This is a genomic window from Salipiger sp. D13, assembly GCF_003703915.1.
GTDB classification, from domain to species: Bacteria; Pseudomonadota; Alphaproteobacteria; order Rhodobacterales; family Rhodobacteraceae; genus Salipiger; species Salipiger profundus.
Genome location: NZ_ML112590.1, coordinates 198,508 through 218,110, shown reverse-complemented (window position 1 = coordinate 218,110; position 19,603 = coordinate 198,508). Strand labels below are relative to the sequence as shown.

Here is a 19,603-nt window from a genome sequence, read left to right as displayed (position 1 = left end):
GGGGGCCGCACCCCTCGCTGCGGCGGTCCCCGTGATGTGGCCCCGTCTGTCTTGTCAGCCCTCGTGCACCAGGTAGATGGCCGAGAGCGGTGGCAGCGTCACGTCGGCATAGGCGGGCTGGCCATGGTGCGTGCCGTCCTTCGCATCGACCCCCCCGTAGTTGCCGCGGTTGCCGCCGCCGTAGAGTTCGGAATCGCTGTTGAGCGCCTCGCGCCAGCGGCCCTTGGCGGGCATGCCCACGCGATACGAGCCGTGTTCCTGCGGTGTCATGTTGCAGATCACCACAACGTCCGGGTCGCCGTCGTTGCCGTGGCGGATCCACGCGAAGACCGAGTTGGTCTGGTCGTCGCCGATGATCCACTCGAAGCCGCTCTCGAAGCAGTCTCGTGCGTAAAGCGCCGGCGTGTCGCGGTAGAGCGTGTTGAGATCGCGCACCAGCGCCTGCATGCCCGCGTGCTGCGGGTTCGACAGGCAGTCCCAGTCGACCTGCGCGTCGTGGTTCCATTCGGAACGTTGTGCGAGCTCCTGGCCCATGAACAGCAGCTTCTTGCCCGGATGGCCCCACATGAAGCCGTAGTAGGCCCGGAGGTTGGCGAACTTCTCCCACTCGTTGCCGGGCATCTTGCCCAGCATCGAGCCCTTGCCGTGCACCACCTCGTCGTGGCTGATCGGCAGGATGAAGTTCTCGGAGAAGGCGTAGACCAGCCCGAAGGTCATCTTGTGGTGATGATGGGTGCGGTAGAGCGGGTCGGTCTTCATGTATTCGAGGGTGTCGTTCATCCACCCCATGTTCCACTTGAAGCCGAAGCCGAGCCCGCCCTGGTCCACCGGCTGCGAGACGCCGGGATAGGCGGTGCTTTCCTCGGCCACCGTCATGATGCCCGGGTTCTCGCCGTAGGACTCCGTGTTGACGCGGCGCAGCAGGTCTATGGCCTCGTAGTTCTCGCGGCCGCCGTCCTTGTTCGGCACCCACTCGCCGGGATTGCGCGAGTAGTCGCGGTAGAGCATCGAGGCGACCGCATCCACGCGCAGACCGTCGGCGTGGTATTCTTCGAGCCAGTAGAGCGCGTTGGCGGTCAGGAAGTTGGCAACCTCGGCGCGGCCGTAGTTGTAGATCAGCGTGTTCCAGTCGCGGTGGAAACCTTCGCGCGGGTCGGCGTGCTCGTAGAGCGCGGTGCCGTCGAACTTGCCCAGCCCGTGCGGGTCGGTGGGGAAGTGACCCGGCACCCAGTCGAGGATGATGCCGAGACCGGCGCGGTGCGCCGCGTTCACCAGGTCGCGGAATTCATGCGGCAGGCCACAGCGGATCGTCGGCGCAAACAGACCCACCGGCTGGTAGCCCCAGGAACCGTCGAAGGGGTATTCGCTGATCGGCAGAAGCTCGATGTGGGTGAACCCCATCTCGGTCACGTACTCGACCAGCTCCTGCGCCGCCTCGATGTAGGAGATCGGCCGGTTGTCGTTCTTGCGGCGCCACGAGGGCAGGTGCACCTCGTAGACCGAGATCGGGGCCTCGCGCTTCTGGGCCTCGGCGCGGGTGGTCATCCATGCGTCGTCGGACCAGCCGTAGCCGGTGATGTCGCGCACGATCGAGGCGTTGGCGGGCGGATGCTCGGACCCGAAGCCGACCGGGTCGGCCTTGAGCGGCTGGATGGTGCCGTCGGGGCCGACGATCTCGTAGCGGTAGATCGCGCCGTCGGTAACATTCGGGATGAAGATTTCCCACACGCCGGTGGCGCCACGGCGGCGCATGCTGTGGCGCAGCCCGTTCCACCAGTTGAACTCGCCCACCACCGAGACCCGCTGCGCGTTCGGGGCCCAGACGGCGAACTGCGTGCCCCAGCAGCCCTCGTGCTCGCGGATATGGGCGCCGAGCGCTTCCCACATGCGGTGGTGACGGCCTTCGCCCAGCAGGTATTCGTCAACCTCGCCCAGCACCGGTCCGAACCGGTAGGCGTCCTCGAACTCCCACTCGCTGCCCTGCGCGGCCCCCTTGAGGTGATACGGCGCATCGCCCGGAACCTTGCCGCGAAACACGCCCGGCGCATCCTGCACCGGGTCGAGCGGATGGCTCGTGCCGTCGATCACGGCCCACATCTGGTGCGCGCCGGGATCGAAGGCGGTCACATACTGGGTGTCATCCGCGAAATGCGGCCCCAGCAGCGCGAATGGATCGTCGTGATGCCCTTGGATCAGGCGTTGAAAGTCCGAAGCGGTGGGGTGCTTTGCATCTGTCATGCCTTGGACTTTAGTGCCTTCGACGCCGTCTGCAATGGCCGACGTCGAAGGTATTGCCGTACCGGCAAATCAGCCTTGCAAGAGGCTCTTGGCGTTCCAGATATCGTGCATGTAGCCGCGGATCGTGCGGTCCGACGAGAACCATCCCGAGCGGGCGGTGTTGAACGCTGCCATGCGGGCCCAGCCCTGCGTGTCCTTGAAGGCCGCGTCCACCTCGCGCTGTGCGCGCCAGTAGTCGGTGAAGTCCGAGCATACGAGGAAGTAGTCGGCGCCTTCGAGGTTGTCGGCGATGCCGCGGTAGCGGTCGGGCTCGGAGGGCGAGAAGCGGCCCTCGCGCACGGCCTTGAGCGCGGCGGCAAGGCGCGGGTCGGCCTCGATGGCCTTGCGGGCGTGGGATTCGACCGTGCGGCGCTCCATGACTTCCTCGGCTGTCATGCCGAAGAGGAAGAAGTTCTCGGCGCCGACGTGTTCGCGGATCTCGACGTTGGCCCCGTCGAGCGTACCGACGGTGGGCGCACCGTTCAGCGCGAACTTCATGTTGCCGGTGCCCGAGGCTTCCTTGCCGGCGGTGGAGATCTGCTCGGAAAGGTCCGCTGCAGGAACGAGCCGCTCGGCCAGCGTCACGTTGTAGTTCGGCAGGAAGGCAATCTTGAGATACTTGTTGGTCACCGGGTCGGCGTTGATCACCGTGGCGGCGTCGTTGATGAGCCGGATGATGTCCTTGGCGAAGAAGTAGCCCGGCGCGGCCTTGCCGGCGAAAAGCTTGAGACGCGGCGTCCAGCCGGCATCGGGGTTCTCGCGGATCTCCTGCCAGTGGGCAATCGCCTCGAGGATGTTGAGGTGCTGGCGCTTGTACTCGTGCATCCGCTTGATCTGCACGTCGAAGAGCATATCGGGATCGGCGTGCAGCCCGTAGGTCTGGCCCATCCAGTTCGACAGCTCGACCTTGTTCTCGCGCTTCACCTGCGCGTAGCGGTCGAGCCACGCGCTGTCCTGGATGTGCGGCTCGAGCCGCTCGAGCTGCTCGAGGTCGTCCACCCAGCTCTCGCCGATGGACTCGGTGATGAGCCCTGCGAGGGCGGGGTTGCAGGCCAGCAGCCAGCGGCGCGGCGTGACGCCGTTCGTCTCGTTGACGATGCGGTCGGGGTGCAGGCGGTGCAGCTCCTCGAAGACGGTGGTCTTCATCAGCTCGGTGTGCAGCGCCGAGACGCCGTTCACGTGGTGCGCCATCACGAAGGACAGCTGGCCCATCTTGACCTGGTGGTCGGCGCGCATCGACTGCGTGCGGCTCGGGTTCTTCTGGGCGTGGGTGTAGTCGATCTGGTCGATCAGCTGGATGTGGCGCGGCAGAAGCCGGCCGAAGAGAGACTCGTCCCAGCTTTCCAGCGCCTCGGGCAGCAGCGTGTGGTTGGTGTAGGACAGCGTCCCGCGCGCGATCTCGACCGCGTCATCGAAGGGCAGGCCGCGCTCGTCGTGCAGGATGCGCACCAGCTCGGGGCCGGCGATCGCCGGGTGGGTGTCGTTGAGCTGGATCGCCACCTTCTCGGGCAGCTTGCGGATGTCTCCGAACTGGTTGTCGAAGCGGCGCAGGATGTCGCGCAGCGCGGCCCCGGTGAGGAAGTATTCCTGCTTGAGCCGCAGCTCCTTGCCCTGCTCCGTGGTATCGTCGGGGTAAAGCACGCGGCTGATCGTCCGCGCCAGCGCCTCCGGCGCGGCCGCACGGGCGTAATCGCCGTGATTGAAGGCGTCGAGGTCGAACGGGTGGATCGCCCGGCCGGACCAGAGCCGCAGCGTATTGGCCCAGCGGCCCTTCCAGCCGACGATCGGCGTGTCGAATGCCTCGGCCTCGACCTCTTCGGCGGGATGCCAGCGCACCGTCTCGCCGTGATTGGTCACATGGCCGCCGAAGCCGATGCGGTAGCGCACCTCGGGGCGTTCAAATTCCCACGCGTGGCGCTGGCTAAGCCAGAGCTCGGGCTGCTCGATCTGCCGGCCGTCGACGAAGCTCTGCCGGAACAGGCCGTGTTCATAGCGGATGCCGTAGCCGTGCGCGGGGCAGCCGATGGTCGACAAGCTTTCGAGGAAGCAGGCGGCAAGCCTGCCCAGTCCGCCGTTGCCCAGCGCCGCGTCGGGTTCGTCGGCGAGCACCTCGTGGTAGTCCTTCGAGAATTCAGCCAGCGCGGATTTCGCCTCGTCCACCAGCTCGAGGTTGACGATACCGTCCTCGAGCAGGCGCCCGATCAGGAACTCCATCGACAGGTAGTAAACGCGCTTCGCGCCGGTGTCATAGGTCGTGCCGGTCGCCTTGAACCACGCGTCGACGATCCGGTCGCGAACGGCGTAGGACAGCGCCATGCGCCAGTCCTCGAGAATGGCATGCTCCGGATCCTTGCCGAAGGAGTAGGTCAGATGGCGCAGAATGGCGTCGCGAAGAGGCGGTGTTTTCATCTGGATCATGACTTTTTTCTCGCTCGATAGGTGTCCGGTCACCCGGGGCGCGCTGGCCCCGCGTGTTACGGCTATCAACATTCCCTCGGGTCAAAAGGCAATAGCGGGGGTGGTCTACCCCGGGATTTGCGACTGTTCGGTTAAGTGACACGCACAACCGGTAAGCGCCGCGTAGTCGTCGGTGACAAGATGAACCGGGAACTGGTCCATGAACACGCTGAAGCGGCCCTTGTCGCGGAAGCCCTCGCGGAAGCCGCAGTTCAGAAGGTGCGGGCCGAAATGCCGGGCGACGCCACCGATCAGGTAGATGCCGCCGAAGGGCAGGGTGATCAGTGCCAGGTCGCCGCAGACCCGGCCAAGCAGGCGGGAGAACATCTCCACGGTGTTGGCCGCGCGATCATGACCTTCTTCCATGAGCTGCATGATCTCGGCAGCGTCGCGGGGATCCTCGATGCCGTCCTCGTCGCAGAGCCAGTTCCAGATCCGCTCGAACCCGCGGCCCGAAAGGAAATGTTCGACCCCGGCACCGTCATGCTTGCGCGAGACGTACTGGAAGAGCCGCAGCTCGTCGTCCGAGCGCAGCGCCATCGTCGCATGGCCAGCTTCGGACGGCGGAACCAGTGTCCGGTCACCGAGCCGGTAGACTGGGGCTGCGTTCATGCCCGTGCCGACGCCAACCACGAGCCGCGCGGCCTGCGGGCTGGCCTCGAGCCCGGGCAGGATCTCGGTGAGGTTGTCCTTGGAGATGTGGCCGAGCGCATGGCCCTGCGCCTGCAGGTCGTTGAGCACTGCCAGCGTCTCGGCGCCGGTGGCCTCGTGCAGGATCTCGCGATTGACCTCCCACGCGAGGTTGGTGAGCCAGCCGGCGCTGTCGCGCACCGGGCCCGCCATCGCGACGCAGGCGGCGCGGGGGGCCACGTCCTCTCGCCTGAGGTAGTCGCGCAGCACGTCGCCGATGCCGGCATGGTCGGCATTGGAGTAGCGCCGCACCGAATGTTCGAGCACCTTGGACCCGCGCGCCAGGGCGACGCGGGTGTTCGTGCCGCCGATGTCCGCCAGGACCGCATCCACCGTCTTGCTCATGCCTTGCTCTCCGTCAACGCTTGTTGGAGAGCGTGGTAGGAGGCTTTCGGCGTGCGCGCAAGCGTGTCGAAATCGACATGAACAAGCCCGAAGCGCTTGTCGTATCCGAAGCTCCATTCGTAGTTGTCGAGCAGCGACCAGAGGAAATAGCCCTTCACCGGAACACCGCGGGCGATGGCGCGGCGCACCTCGGCGAGATGGGATTCGATGTAGGCGATGCGGTGCGGGTCCTCGACCTCGCCGGCGACCGGATCGTCATGCGAGGCCATGCCGTTCTCGGTGACGTAGATCGGCAGCTCGCCGGTGTATTCGGTCGCCGTGCGTTCGAGGAACTGCAACAGCCCCTCGGGGTAGATTTCCCAGTCCATGTAGGTCTTGGGCAGGATGCCGCGCACCTCGTCGATCGCGGGCCACGGGCCCGTGCCGGGGGCAAGCACCTTGCGCGTGTAGTAGTTGATCCCGCACCAGTCGAGCGGCTGCGAGATGAGCGGCATGTCGTCCTGCCAGTTCGCGGGCAGGTGCGGCTCGAGCCCCTCGAGCACGATCTCGGGGTATTCGCCGCGAAAGACGCCGCCCATGAACCAGCGGTTGTAGAGACCATCGTAGCGGGCGGCCGCGGCGCGGGCACCCTCGCTGTCGTCGGCGGGATGGGCCCATTCGAGGTTGAAGACCCCGCCGAGCCCATTCATCCCGAGCCCGCGCATGACCTCGGTCGCGCGGCCGTGGGCAAGCAGCACGTGGTGCATCGCCCGGGCGGCGGCGCGGATGTCACGGATGCCCGGCGCCTGCCCGCCGAGGAAATGCGACAGCCATGCCACGCACCACGGCTCGTTGATCGGCGCGACGGTATCCACGCGGTCGCCGATCCGTTTCATGGCGACCTCGGTGAAGTCCCCGAACCATTGCGCGATGTCGCGGTTGCGCCAGCCCCCGAGGTCGGCGAGCGCCGAGGGCAACTCCCAGTGGTAGAGCGTGGCATAGGGGGACAGCCCGCGTTCGAGCATCGCGTCGACGAGCCGGTCGTAGAAGTCGAGCCCTTCGGCATTCACTGCACCGCGCCCCTCGGGCAGCACGCGGGCCCAGGAGATCGAGAAGCGGTAGGCGTCGAAGCCCGCGTTCGCCACGAGGTCGAGATCCTCGGCGTAGCGGTGATAGTGGTCGCAGGCGATGTCGCCGTTCTCGGCGCGCACGACGTTGCCGGGCGTGTCGGCGAAGTCGTCCCAGTGGGTGCGGCCGGCGCCGCCGAAGGAATGGCCTTCGATCTGGTAGCTCGAGGTGGCTGTTCCGAAGATGAAATCTTCGGGAAAATCCTTGCGTGACAGGAGCATGTGAATTGATCCTAGGTCTGTTTCGGGGCGGGCCCGGTCGAGCCGCCGATGATCAGTTGTGCCTCCATGAGGTGCGTTTCCGGAGGCTGGTCGGGTGCGGAGATCTGCCGGAGCAACATCTCGGCCGCGATCCGCCCCGCCTCGCGGACCGGCGAGCGGGTCGCGGTGAAGATCGGGACGTCGCGCCCGTTCGAGAGGTAGCTGAAGTCGTCGTCATGCGTGATGACCGACACGTCGCGGCCCATCTCGAGACCGGCCTCGTGGATGGCGCGACGCACGCCGATCGCGGTGATGAGCGAGGACGAGAGGATCGCTGTGGGCGGCTCGGGCAGGGAGAGCAGCCGCGTCGTCGCCTTGTAGCCGTAGGGCTCGGTCATTTCTTCGCTGAACATCAGCGCCGGGTCGCACGCGATGCCGCGTTCCTGCAGCGCATCCTTGTATCCGAGCCGCCTTCGGTGGGCGAAGTCCATGAACTCGAGGCCGTTGAGCAACGCGATGCGCTTATGCCCGAGATCGAGCAGGAAGGCCGTGGCGCGCCGGAACGCCCGCGCACTGTTCATGTCGACCCAGGAATACGGCTCGTCGAGGTCCGACGCCCGACCATGCACCACGAAGGGCATGTCGAGCCCCGTCAGGAAGGGGATCCGCCCGTCGGCCATCTTGGGGCCATGCACGATGATTCCATCGACGTGCCCCTTGGCCTTGAGACGGCGGTAGTTGTCGGCCTCGTCCTCGTCGCCGGTCATCGAGAGCGTCATGTCGTAGCCGGCCTTGAGGTAGGTCTCGGAGGCCCCGGCGACGAAATCGCCGAACACCGGGTTCATCATCTCGTGCCGCTTGGACACGGGAATCACGTGGCCGATGGCCATGGCGCGCCCGGTGGCGAGCCCCTTGGCGCGCTGATTGGGGGCATAGTTGAGGCGCTGCGCGGCCTCGACAACCCGCTGGCGGGTGGCTTCGCTCACCTCGGGGTAGCCGTTCAGCGCACGGCTGACGGTGGTCTGAGACAGGCCGAGATGTGCGGCGAGCATCTTGAGGTTCATCACTCCCCCCGTCCCCTCCAAAGCGCTTCGGGTATTTTCCAGCCTAACCGCAAACCGACCCCGGCGGAAAGATGTTTTCTGCGCGCCTTGAAAAGCTGCAGTGCGGCGCTAAAACTGTCGCAAACTATGGCGTTTCGCAATTGACATGGGAGGTCAAACGCGGGACGGTAAATTATCTTCAAAGCGCTTTGATCGACTCGTGTCAAAGCGACGAACGCGCGGGCTGTTTCCGCGACAATCGGGAGGACGATCTTTCATGACATTTCGCACCAAGCGCCACATTCTTTGCGGCACGGCGGCGCTCGCGCTGACGGCCGGGGCGGTCCAGGCACAGGACATGCCGTTCCCGGTGGGCGAGGGCGGCTTTCACTGGGACGGCTACAACAGCTTCGCGGAAAGCCACGACCTGAGCGGTGAGACCATCGAGATCACCGGCCCGTGGACCGGCTACGAGAAGGACAAGGTGGACATCATGTTCCGCTACTTCGAGGAGGCCACCGGCGCCGAGGTGAACTATTCCGGTTCCGACAGCTTCGAGCAGGACATCGTGATCTCGGCCCGTGCGGGCACGGCCCCCAACCTCGCGGTGTTCCCGCAGCCGGGGCTGGCCGCCGACATGGCGAAACAGGGTTACCTGACACCGCTGCCGGATGGCACCTCCGACTGGATTGCCGAGAACTACGCCGCCGGCGTCAGCTGGGTCGACCTCGCCACCTACGAGGGCGAGGACGGCGAAGAGCATCTCTACGGCCAGTTCTACCGCGTCGACCTCAAGTCGCTGGTCTGGTATTCGCCGATCGCCTTCGACGAGATGGGCTACGAGATCCCCGAGAGCATGGAAGAGCTCAAGGAACTGACCGAGCAGATCGTCGACGACGGCGGCACGCCGTGGTGCATCGGTCTCGGCTCGGGCGCGGCGACCGGCTGGCCCGCGACCGACTGGGTCGAGGATCTCATGCTGCGCACGCAGGAGCCGCAGGTCTACGACCAGTGGGTGAGCAACGAGATCCCCTTCGACGATCCGGCCGTGGTCGGCGCCATCGATGAATTCGGCTGGTTCGTGCGCAACGACGATTTCGTGCAGGGTGGCGCGCAATCGGCCGCGACGACGGATTTCCGCGACAGCCCCTCGGGCCTCTTCAGCGTTCCGCCGGAGTGCTACATGCACCGTCAGGCAAGCTTCATCCCGGCCTTCTTCCCGGAGGATGCCGAGCTTGGCGACAACGTCGACTTCTTCTACTTCCCGGCCTACGAGGACAAGGATCTCGGCAAGCCGGTGCTTGGTGCGGGCACGCTGTTCTCGATCACCAACCCGTCGGAGGCCACCAACGTCATGCTCGAGTGGCTGAAACTGCCGATCGCGCATGAGCTGTGGATGGCACAGGACGGCTTCCTCACCGCGCATGCAGGCGTCAATCTCGATGTCTACGCCACCGACGCGCAGCGCGCGATGGGCGAGATCATCAGCGAGGCAACGACCTTCCGCTACGATGCCTCGGACCTGATGCCCGCCGAGATCGGCGCGGGCGCCTTCTGGACCGGCATGGTCGACTACGTCACCGGCACCCCGGCCGAGCAGGTTGCCGAGACCGTTCAGAGCCGCTGGGACACGCTCCAGTAACGGCTCCGGCGAGAACCAGGATCCCCGCGCCCGGTCGGCGCGGGGACGACCAGACGACAAGGGCGAGAGCGCGAGGAGGCGCAGGGCATGTCACCGATCCTTCAGGGCATCCTGACCATCATCATCGGGGTCGGCGGGTGCGTGGGGTATTTCTTCCTCTCGAACCTCATTCTCGACCGCTTCATCTTCCCGCCGCGCAGCAATGACCAGGGCCGCAACATCGCCCGGGCGACCGCCGTGCGGCCGTGGCTGTTCCTGCTGCCGGCGATGCTGGCGCTCGGTCTCTACCTCGTCTACCCGGTGATCGGCAGCTTCATCCGGTCGCTCTACAACCGGTCCGGCAACACCTTCATCGGGCTCGACAACTACATTCAAATGTTCGGCGAGCATGGCTTTCGCGTGGCGCTGTTCAACAACTTCCTCTGGATCCTCTTCGTGCCCGCCGCGGCGACCTTCTTCGGCCTGCTGGTGGCGCAGCTCACCGACCGGCTGAACTGGGGCAGCATCGCCAAGTCGCTGATATTCATGCCGATGGCGATCAGCTTCGTCGGCGCCTCGCTGATCTGGAAATTCGTCTACGCCAACGACCCCGACATCGGCATCATCAACGCGATCCGGGACTACTTCGGCGCGCAGCCAATCGACCCGATGCAGATTCCGTTCTGGAACAACTTCTTCATCATGCTGATCATGGTCTGGATGCAGACCGGCTTTGCCATGGTGATCCTGTCGGCGGCGCTGCGCGGCATTCCCGACGAGACGGTCGAGGCCGCGATCATCGACGGCGCCAACCCGTTCCAGCTGTTCTTCCGCATCAAGGTGCCGCAGATCGCGGGCACCATCGTGGTGGTCTGGACCACGATCACCTTCCTGACGCTGAAGATCTTCGACATCGTCTACACGATGACCGGCGGCAACTTCGACACCGAGATCCTGCCCAGCTACATGATGGACTACATGTTCCGGGACGACGGGCGGGCCACCGCCGTGGCCTTCGTCATCATGCTGATCGTGACCCCGGTGATGATCTACAACATTCGCCAGGCGAAGCGGGAGGTCTGAGATGGACAATATTGCCGGGAAGAAATCCTCGCTGACCATCGTCACCCATCTTGCGGTGCTGGCGCTGGTGGTGATCTGGCTGATCCCCACCGTTGGACTTCTGGTCTCGTCCTTCCGCGACCGCGAGCAGATCTCGGAAACCGGCTGGTGGGCCGCGATGTTCCCGGTCGAGCAGGCGGTGCGTATCCGCCCCGAGGCAGACGGCGCCACGATGGACGGCGACTACGGCGTGCTCACCGGCAACCTCTTCTCGGGCGGCTCGGGCGAGGTGGCGGGCTTCGGCCTCATCGGGCGCGACCCCGGCGCCGCCGAACCGGGCCAGACCTATGCCTGGTACGAGGTGCAGGTCACCGACGAGAACGGCGAACCCGATGACGAGCGCATCGAGATTTCCTACCCGTCCGACGGCGAACCGGAGTTCCCGACAGAGACCGAGGACGGTCTGCCGATCACCCCCGATACCGCCGTGCTGCAGCGCTCGCTCACCGTGGCCGAGAACGGCGATTTCACCTATCGCGACGAGGGCGAGATCAGCCGCGCGCCGTCGATCTACATCGTGACCGAGCAGCCGCCCGACTTCGGCCTGCAGAACTACCGGCAGATCCTGACCTCGGACGGGATGGACCGGGCCTTCATCAACACGCTCACGGTGACGGTGCCGGCGACGGTCATCCCGATCCTGATCGCGGCCTTCGCGGCCTACGCGCTGGCATGGATGGAGTTCCCCGGCCGCGGCTGGCTGGTCGCCGCCGTGGTGGGCCTGCTGGTCGTGCCGCTGCAGCTCGCGCTGGTGCCGATGCTGAAGCTGCACCAGACCATCGGCATCGGGCAGAGCTTTCTCGGCATCTGGTTCGCGCATACCGGCTTCGGCCTGCCGCTCGCGGTCTACCTGTTGCGCAACTACATGATCGGCCTGCCGCGTGACATCATCGAAAGCGCCAAGGTCGACGGGGCCACCGACTTCCAGGTCTTCACCAAGATCGTCCTGCCGCTGTCGTTCCCGGCGCTTGCCTCCTTCGCCATCTTCCAGTTCCTCTGGACCTGGAACGACCTGCTCGTCGCCAAGGTCTTCCTCCCGGCCAATGCCGACAGCTGGGTGATGACGGTCAAGATCGCCGACGACCTTCTCGGCTCGCGCGGTGGCGACTGGGGCATCCTCGCGGCGGCGGCCTTCGTGTCGATCGCGGTGCCGCTGCTGGTCTTCTTCGCAATGCAGAAATACCTCGTGCGCGGCCTGCTGGCCGGCTCGGTAAAGTAAAGGATCTCTCCCCACATGACCGAAGTGCCGGACATGAACCCGAAACGATACCTCAAGAAAGACCCGGATTGGTGGCGCGGAGCGGTGATCTACCAGATTTACCCGCGTAGTTTCCAGGACAGCAACGGTGACGGCGTCGGCGACCTGCTGGGCATCGCCCAGAGGCTTCCCTACGTCGCCTCGCTGGGCGTCGACGCAGTCTGGATCTCGCCGTTCTTCCGCTCGCCCATGCATGACTTCGGTTACGACGTCAGCGACTATTGCGACGTCGACCCGATGTTCGGCAGCCTGGCGGACTTCGACGTCGTGATCGAGACCGCGCACATGCTGGGTCTCAAGGTGCTCATGGACCTCGTGATCTCGCACAGTTCGATCGAGCACCCTTGGTTCAAGGAAAGCCGCTCGTCGAAGGACAATCCGCGCGCGAACTGGTATGTCTGGGCCGACGCCAAGCCGGACGGAACGCCGCCCAACAACTGGTTGTCGATCTTCGGCGGATCGTCCTGGCAATGGGACCCGACCCGGTGCCAGTACTACCTGCACAACTTCCTGTCCGACCAACCGGACATGAACTTCCACGAGCCCGCCCTGCAGGACGCGCTGCTCGACGTGGCGAAGTTCTGGCTGGACCACGGTGTGGACGGTTTCCGGCTCGACACGGTGAACTTCTACACCCACGACAAGGAATTGCGCGACAACCCGGCACTTGCCCCGGAAGAGCGCAATCCGATCACCGCACCGGCGGTGAACCCCTACACCTGGCAGAACCACCTCTACGACAAGACCCAGCCCGAGAACCTCGACTTTCTCGCGCGGCTGCGCACGCTGATGAACCGGTACGACGCCGCCGCCGTCGGCGAAATCGGCGAGGATCAACGCGGACTGGAGGTGCTGGGCGACTACACGCGGGGCGACAAGTACCTGCACATGTCCTATGCCTTCGAACTGCTGTCCGACCATGCGCCGACAGCGCCCTACATCAAGACCGTCATGGACGACATGGAGGAGAAGGCGCCGGGCGGCTGGGCCTGCTGGGCCTTCTCGAACCACGACGTGGTGCGCCACATCAGCCGCTGGAACATCAGCGAGCAAGCGGCCCGGCTCTACATGACGCTGATGATGTGCCTGCGCGGATCGGCCTGCCTCTACCAGGGGGAGGAGTTGGGCCTGCCCGAGGCAGAGGTGGCCTTCGAGGATCTGCAGGACCCCTACGGCAAACGCTTCTGGCCGGCGTTCAAGGGCCGCGACGGGTCGCGCACGCCGATGGTCTGGGAGCCGGACACGCTCAACGGCGGCTTCAGCGAGAGCATGCGGCCATGGTTGCCGATCAGCCACGCGCATCTCGGCCGCACGGTGGCGACGCAGGAAAAGGATCCGCTGGCGATCCTGCACCATTACCGCCGGGCGATCTCGTTCCGGCACAATCATCCGGCGCTGATGAAGGGGGAGATCAGCGAGGTGAAATGCATCGGCACGGTGCTGACCTTCCATCGCTGTCTCGATGACGAGGAGCTGTTCTGCGGCTTCAACATCGGTGACGAGCCGGTGACGATCGACGCGCCCGAGGGGCGCTGGCACCAGGTGGGCGGAGAGCTGGGGTCGGCCGGGCCGCTGCCGGACGGCAAGCTGCATTTCGGGCGCTGGCAGCCCGTGCTGGCACTGAAGATGTGATGCGGGGGAGAGGACGCAAATGGCCGATCTGAAACTGAGCGATGTAGGCAAGACCTACGGCGGCGCGGTCGAGGTGCTCAAGCACATCGACCTCGACATCAAGGCGGGCGAGCTGATCGTCTTCGTGGGACCCTCGGGCTGCGGCAAGTCCACGCTGCTGCGGATGATCGCGGGGCTCGAGAAGATCTCGGCGGGCACGCTCGAGATCGACGGGCAGCGCGTCAACGACGTGCCGCCGGCGCAGCGTGGCATCGCCATGGTGTTCCAGAGCTACGCGCTTTATCCGCACATGACGGTGCGCGACAACATGGCCTTTGCGTTGCAGATCGCGAAGAAGTCGAAGGAGGAGATCGAGGAGTCGGTGCAGCGGGCGGCGAAGATGCTGCAACTTACCGATTACCTCGACCGCCTGCCGAAGGCGCTGTCGGGCGGTCAGCGCCAGCGGGTCGCCATCGGCCGGGCCATCGTGCGCGATCCCAAGGTCTACCTCTTCGACGAGCCGCTCTCGAACCTCGACGCGGCGCTGCGCGTGGCGACCAGGATCGAGATCGCGCAGCTCAAGGAGAAGATGCCCGACCGCACGATGATCTACGTCACCCACGACCAGGTCGAGGCGATGACGCTCGCCGACCGGATCGTGGTGCTGGCCAACAAGGGGATCGCGCAGGTGGGCTCGCCGCTCGAGCTCTACGAGACGCCGAACTCGGAGTTCGTGGCGCAGTTCATCGGCTCGCCTGCCATGAACCTGATGCCCGGCGAGATCACCGGCACCGGCGAGCGCACGACGGTGAAGCTCGAGCAGGGCGGCACGGCGGTCTCCGAGGTGCCGACCAGGGAGACGGACCGGGGGCTGAAGGTCAATGTCGGCATCCGGCCGGAGGATTTCGTGATGGCCGAAGGCGAGGCCGCCTACAGCGGCACCGTCGCGTTGACCGAGGCGCTCGGCGAGGTGACGCTGCTCCACTTCGAACCGGAGACCGGCGCCCCCGAGGGGCTGGTCGCGAAGCTGCCGGGCATCCACCGCGGTCTGCGCGGCACCGAGGTGCGGCTGGGTGCGGAGCCGTCGAAGGTGCATCTTTTCGCGAACGGGCAGTCGTTGCGCTACCGCTAGGTCCGGGCCGCTGCGGAGGTTAGACCTCGCGCGGTCCGCGTGGATGGCAATCGTGGGCGGGGGCTCTGCCCCCGTCCGCGCCTGTGCGCGGACTCCCCCGAGGGTATTTTCGAAGAGAAGAAGGACGGGCGTTGCGCGTGGTGGCGAAGCCCGTCGCCGCGCCGCCACGGTCAGCCGGTGCTGTCCTCGATGGTGAGCGCCTCGGCCGTCATCCGGTCGGGGAATGGGCCGGCGATGCGGCGGCCGGACACGCTGAGACGGGTGCCAGGTGCGAGCGTCTCCGGGCGGCGGTCGCGCAGGGTGACGATCCACTCGGTGCCGTCGTCGGTCACGAGCAGGATGTCGTCGGGCCCCTCGGTGCGCCTGTGCAGCAGGGTGCCGCTGATCTCGATCCTCGGGCGCCGCAGGTGCGACGCGCGGGCGCCACCCGCGATCAAGGTGCCGGCGCCAAGAACCCCGGCGATCATTTCCCTGCGCGTGAACCTCATCCTGCCGCTCCACCTGGTGTCCTTTCGGAAAAGTTAGGCGAAGCGGGCAGGGCTCGGATCACACGCTTTCGTGATCGGCGGATCAGCGCTCGATTTGACCGCCGGCGCGCTGCCAGTGCGCGAGGCCGCCGATGTTGTGGACATCGCCGTGACCGAAGCGGCGCAATGTCTTGGCGGCCATGGCGGAGCGGGCGCCGCTGGCGCAGTAGAGCGCGATCGGCTTGCCGGTGCCGAGCTCTGGCAGGTACTCCGGACTGCGGGGATCGCAGCGCATGGCGAGGGGCGCCATGGGCACGTGCAGCGCACCCTTTGCCTTGCCGGTCGCGGCGACCTCGGCGCCATCGCGGATGTCGAGGACCACGACGTCGCCGTCCCGCGATTTGTCGACGGCATCGCGGGCGGTCATCTCGGTGGGTCGGTGGCGGGAGAGGAAGGCGAACATCGGGGCGTCTCCGTGACTTTTGCCCAAGCGATATACATTCATAATGGCGAATGTAAAGTCGTCGTGGTAAAGTTCCCGCTATGTTCTTCATTTGAGATTGGCGAAACGCCGCGCTTCGCCTATGTAACGGGCAACCCCGTCCGGAGGCCCCATGCCCGAGCTGAAGCAGATCGAAGTGCGCGGCGCGCGCGAACACAACCTGAAATCCATCGACGTGGACATTCCCCGCGACGAGCTGGTGGTGATCACCGGCCTGTCGGGCTCGGGGAAGTCCTCGCTTGCCTTCGACACGATCTATGCCGAGGGACAGCGCCGCTACGTCGAGAGCCTGTCGGCCTACGCGCGGCAGTTCCTCGACATGATGGAGAAGCCCGACGTCGACCAGATCTCGGGTCTCTCCCCGGCGATCTCGATCGAGCAGAAGACGACCTCGAAGAACCCGCGCTCGACCGTGGGCACGGTGACGGAGATCTACGATTATCTCCGCCTGCTCTTCGCCCGGGTCGGCACGCCCTATTCGCCGGCAACCGGCCTGCCGATCGAGGCGCAGCAGGTGCAGGACATGGTCGACCGGGTGATGGCCCTCGAGGAGGGGACACGCGGCTACTTGCTCGCGCCGATGATCCGCGACCGGAAGGGCGAGTACAAGAAAGAGATGCTGGAGCTGCGCAAGCAGGGATTCCAGCGGGTCAAGGTCGACGGGCAGTTCTACGAGCTCGACGAGCCGCCGACGCTCGACAAGAAATTCCGCCACGACATCGACGTGGTGGTCGACCGGATCGTCGTGCGCGAGGGGCTGGAGACGCGGCTTGCAGACAGTTTCCGCACGGCGCTCGACCTTGCCGACGGGATCGCGGTGCTGGAAACGGCCCCGCGCGAGGGCGAAGGCGAGCCGGAGCGCATCACCTTCTCCGAGAAATTCGCCTGCCCGGTGAGCGGCTTCACCATCCCCGAGATCGAGCCGCGGCTGTTCTCGTTCAACGCGCCCTTCGGGGCCTGCCCGGAGTGCGACGGCCTCGGGGTCGAACTGTTCTTCGACGAGCGGCTGGTGGTGCCTGACGCGACGCTCAAGGTTTCGGACGGGGCCATCGCGCCGTGGCGCAAGGGCAAGTCGCCGTATTTTCTTCAGACCATCGAGAGCATCGCGAAGCACTACGAGTTCAACCGCAACGAGCGCTGGAAGGATCTGCCGAAGCACGTTCAGCAGGTCTTCCTGCACGGCTCGGGCGACGAGGAGATCCAGTTCCGCTACGACGAGGGTGGTCGCGTCTACCAGGTCAGCCGGGTGTTCGAGGGCGTGATCCCCAACATGGAGCGGCGCTACCGCGAGACGGACTCGAGCTGGGTGCGCGAGGAATTCGAGCGCTACCAGAACAACCGGCCCTGCGGGACCTGCGGTGGCTACCGGCTGCGCGAGGAAGCGCTGGCGGTGCGCATCGGCGATCTGCACATCGGCCAGGTGGTCGAGATGTCGATCAAGGAAGCCTACGCCTGGATCGACACGGTGCCCGGCGCGCTGACCAACCAGAAGAACGAGATCGCCCGCGCCATCCTCAAGGAGATCCGCGAGCGGCTTGGGTTCCTCAACAACGTCGGGCTCGAGTATCTCACCATGTCGCGGGCGGCCGGCACGCTGTCGGGCGGCGAGAGCCAGCGCATCCGGCTGGCCTCCCAGATCGGCTCGGGGCTGACGGGGGTGCTCTACGTCCTCGACGAGCCGTCGATCGGCCTGCACCAGCGCGACAACGACCGGCTGATCGGCACGCTGAAATCGCTGCGCGACCAGGGCAACACGGTGATCGTGGTCGAGCATGACGAGGACATGATCCGCCAGGCCGACTATGTCTTCGATATCGGCCCCGGGGCCGGGGTGCATGGCGGGCAGGTGGTGAGCCACGGCACGCCGCAGGCCATTGCCGACGACCCGGCGAGCCTCACCGGCCAGTATCTTGCCGGCACGCGCGAGATCGCGGTGCCGAAGACGCGCCGCAAGGGCAACCGCAAGAAGCTCAAGGTCGTGAAGGCCACCGGCAACAACCTCAAGGAGGTGACCGCCGACTTCCCTCTCGGCAAGTTCATCTGCGTGACCGGCGTTTCGGGCGGCGGCAAGTCGACCCTGACCATCGAGACGCTCTACAAGAACGCCGCGATGAAGCTCAACGGCGCGCGCGAGACGCCTGCGCCCTGCGAGACGATCCGCGGCTTCGAGCATCTCGACAAGGTCATCGACATCGACCAGCGGCCGATCGGCCGCACGCCGCGCTCGAACCCGGCGACCTACACCGGGGCCTTCACGCCGATCCGCGACTGGTTCGCGGGGCTGCCCGAGGCCAAGGCGCGCGGCTACAAGCCCGGGCGGTTCTCGTTCAACGTGAAGGGCGGCCGCTGCGAGGCCTGCCAGGGCGACGGTGTCATCAAGATCGAGATGCACTTCCTGCCCGACGTCTACGTCGAGTGCGAGACCTGCAAGGGCGCGCGCTACAACCGCGAGACGCTCGAGATCAAGTTCAAGGGCAAGTCCATCGCCGATGTGCTCGACATGACCGTCGAGGAGGCGCAGGACTTCTTCCAGGCGGTTCCGAGCATCCGCGAGAAGATGGATGCGCTGATGCGCGTGGGGCTGGGCTACGTGAAGGTGGGCCAGCAGGCGACGACCCTCTCGGGCGGCGAGGCGCAGCGGGTGAAATTGTCCAAGGAGCTGGCGAAACGCTCGACCGGGCGGACGCTCTATATCCTCGACGAGCCGACCACCGGCCTGCACTTCGAGGACGTCCGCAAGCTGCTCGAGGTGCTGCACGAGCTGGTCGAGGCCGGCAACACGGTGGTGGTGATCGAGCACAACCTCGACGTCATCAAGACCGCGGACCACATCATCGACATCGGCCCCGAGGGCGGTGACGGCGGTGGCGAAATCGTTGCCGTGGGCACCCCGGAAGAAGTGGCCGAGGTCGCGCGGTCGCATACGGGGCATTACCTGAAGCCGATGCTGACCTCGGGCAAGGTGGCCGCCGAGTAGGGCGGCGCCACGGGTATCGGCCCACCGTGGATCTGGCGATGGGCAAAATAAAACGGGCCGGTGATGACCGGCCCGTTTCGCGTTGGTTGGCGTGTTGCTGCGACAGCTTACTGCGACAGCGCCGAAAGCGCGCCGATCACGTCGAGCACGCGGCGGGTGTCCGGGTCGACCCGGTAGACCACGTTGTCGTCGCGGTAGTAGGTGCCGGTGCGGGTCAGCCCGTAGCGCTCGGGGTTCTCGATGACCTCGCGCATACCGTCATAGCGGTCGCCTTCGCTGAAGCGATAGCGGTGGGTTTCCTCGCGGCGCTCCTTCGTCTGTTCGTACTGCTTGCGCTGCGGCATCTTCTTGGCCTGTCCCGGCGGGACACAGCCCTTGTCCGCCAGACCCGGAGGGCAGCCCTTGGGGCTTGCCGTCGCGGTGAGCGGCATGCTCAACGCGGTTGCGGAAAGGGCGACAAGTGCGATCTTGCGAAACATGAGATGTCTCCTGCTTTGATATTCGTCAGGAGTTGAACGCACATCTCGCCGATTTCCGTTCAGAAAATTTTTGACAACGGCGAAGATCGGCCAACCTGCCCGGCAGTCATTTGCCGATCGAACAGGTATTTATGCCGAAAACCGAATAAATCGGGCATGTTCCGAGAAGCCCCGTCACCAGCGGAATGATGCCGAGCAGGTAGAGCCAGCTGTAGGGGCCGTCGGTCAGGAAGAAGGCGAGCACGAGAAGCGCACCGACGACGATGCGGACGACCTTGTCGATGCCTCCGACGTTCTTGGCAAACATGATGTGAT

Annotated in this window: 15 protein-coding genes; 6 read left to right on the top strand and 9 right to left on the bottom strand. The window is 65.7% G+C overall.

The genetic code is table 11. From position 1 onward, the window contains the following. Window positions 1–54: 54 nt before the first annotated feature. The 5 genes from glgB to D6860_RS00965 form a co-directional block, all read right to left on the bottom strand. Complete coding sequence (gene glgB, locus D6860_RS00985) at window positions 55–2,238, bottom strand: 1,4-alpha-glucan branching protein GlgB (protein ID WP_076624555.1); 2,184 nt, start codon at window positions 2,236–2,238, stop codon at window positions 55–57. Window positions 2,239–2,307: 69 nt separating this feature from the next. Continuing rightward, window positions 2,308–4,695, bottom strand: a complete 2,388-nt coding sequence (locus D6860_RS00980) for a glycogen/starch/alpha-glucan phosphorylase (RefSeq protein WP_076624556.1) — start codon at window positions 4,693–4,695, stop codon at window positions 2,308–2,310. A gap of 105 nt (window positions 4,696–4,800) precedes the next feature. Beyond that, window positions 4,801–5,769, bottom strand: coding sequence for a glucokinase (locus D6860_RS00975; RefSeq protein ID WP_017468268.1), 969 nt, complete (start codon window positions 5,767–5,769; stop codon window positions 4,801–4,803). Then, window positions 5,766–7,097 (bottom strand): GH1 family beta-glucosidase, encoded by a 1,332-nt coding sequence (locus D6860_RS00970; protein ID WP_076624557.1) that lies wholly within the window; start codon window positions 7,095–7,097, stop codon window positions 5,766–5,768. The genes D6860_RS00975 and D6860_RS00970 overlap by 4 nt, the downstream gene beginning before the upstream one ends. A gap of 11 nt (window positions 7,098–7,108) precedes the next feature. Continuing rightward, entirely contained in the window at window positions 7,109–8,140 is a 1,032-nt protein-coding gene (locus D6860_RS00965) for a LacI family DNA-binding transcriptional regulator (RefSeq protein WP_076624558.1), read from the bottom strand. Between the two features lie 256 nt (window positions 8,141–8,396). Between D6860_RS00965 and D6860_RS00960 the strand changes: the two genes are divergently transcribed. The 5 genes from D6860_RS00960 to D6860_RS00940 all read left to right on the top strand — a co-directional run bounded on the left by D6860_RS00960 (window position 8,397) and on the right by D6860_RS00940 (window position 14,863). Further along, window positions 8,397–9,761 carry an ABC transporter substrate-binding protein gene (locus D6860_RS00960; RefSeq protein ID WP_076624559.1) on the top strand — a complete coding sequence of 455 codons (1,365 nt, stop codon included), beginning with the start codon at window positions 8,397–8,399 and terminating at the stop codon, window positions 9,759–9,761. 87 nt (window positions 9,762–9,848) lie between these two features. Continuing rightward, on the top strand, window positions 9,849–10,823 hold the full coding sequence (locus tag D6860_RS00955; protein WP_076624560.1) for a carbohydrate ABC transporter permease: 975 nt from the start codon (window positions 9,849–9,851) through the stop codon (window positions 10,821–10,823). 1 nt (window position 10,824) lies between these two features. Continuing rightward, window positions 10,825–12,081 carry a carbohydrate ABC transporter permease gene (locus tag D6860_RS00950; RefSeq protein WP_076624561.1) on the top strand — a complete coding sequence of 419 codons (1,257 nt, stop codon included), beginning with the start codon at window positions 10,825–10,827 and terminating at the stop codon, window positions 12,079–12,081. A 15-nt stretch (window positions 12,082–12,096) separates the two neighbouring features. Then, on the top strand, window positions 12,097–13,752 hold the full coding sequence (locus D6860_RS00945; protein ID WP_017467614.1) for an alpha-amylase family glycosyl hydrolase: 1,656 nt from the start codon (window positions 12,097–12,099) through the stop codon (window positions 13,750–13,752). Window positions 13,753–13,771: 19 nt separating this feature from the next. Continuing rightward, complete coding sequence (locus tag D6860_RS00940; protein ID WP_076624562.1) at window positions 13,772–14,863, top strand: ABC transporter ATP-binding protein; 1,092 nt, start codon at window positions 13,772–13,774, stop codon at window positions 14,861–14,863. A gap of 170 nt (window positions 14,864–15,033) precedes the next feature. Here the strand turns inward: D6860_RS00940 and D6860_RS00935 are convergent, their stop codons facing one another. Then, on the bottom strand, window positions 15,034–15,351 hold the full coding sequence (locus tag D6860_RS00935; protein WP_128549207.1) for a hypothetical protein: 318 nt from the start codon (window positions 15,349–15,351) through the stop codon (window positions 15,034–15,036). Window positions 15,352–15,433: 82 nt separating this feature from the next. Continuing rightward, window positions 15,434–15,793 (bottom strand): rhodanese-like domain-containing protein, encoded by a 360-nt coding sequence (locus tag D6860_RS00930; RefSeq protein ID WP_083697867.1) that lies wholly within the window; start codon window positions 15,791–15,793, stop codon window positions 15,434–15,436. Window positions 15,794–15,944: 151 nt separating this feature from the next. Here D6860_RS00930 and uvrA point away from each other — a divergent pair, with 151 nt between their 5' ends. Further along, a complete protein-coding gene (uvrA, locus tag D6860_RS00925; RefSeq protein WP_017466918.1) occupies window positions 15,945–18,809 on the top strand; it encodes an excinuclease ABC subunit UvrA in 2,865 nt (954 codons plus the stop codon). 107 nt (window positions 18,810–18,916) lie between these two features. Here uvrA and D6860_RS00920 read toward each other — a convergent pair whose 3' ends face one another. Both D6860_RS00920 and D6860_RS00915 read right to left on the bottom strand, forming a co-directional pair. Then, window positions 18,917–19,288: a hypothetical protein gene (locus D6860_RS00920; protein ID WP_017466917.1), complete on the bottom strand. Its 372-nt coding sequence runs from the start codon at window positions 19,286–19,288 to the stop codon at window positions 18,917–18,919. 106 nt (window positions 19,289–19,394) lie between these two features. Next, on the bottom strand, window positions 19,395–19,595 hold the full coding sequence (locus D6860_RS00915) for a YgaP family membrane protein (protein ID WP_017466916.1): 201 nt from the start codon (window positions 19,593–19,595) through the stop codon (window positions 19,395–19,397). Between the last annotated feature and the right edge of the window lie 8 nt (window positions 19,596–19,603).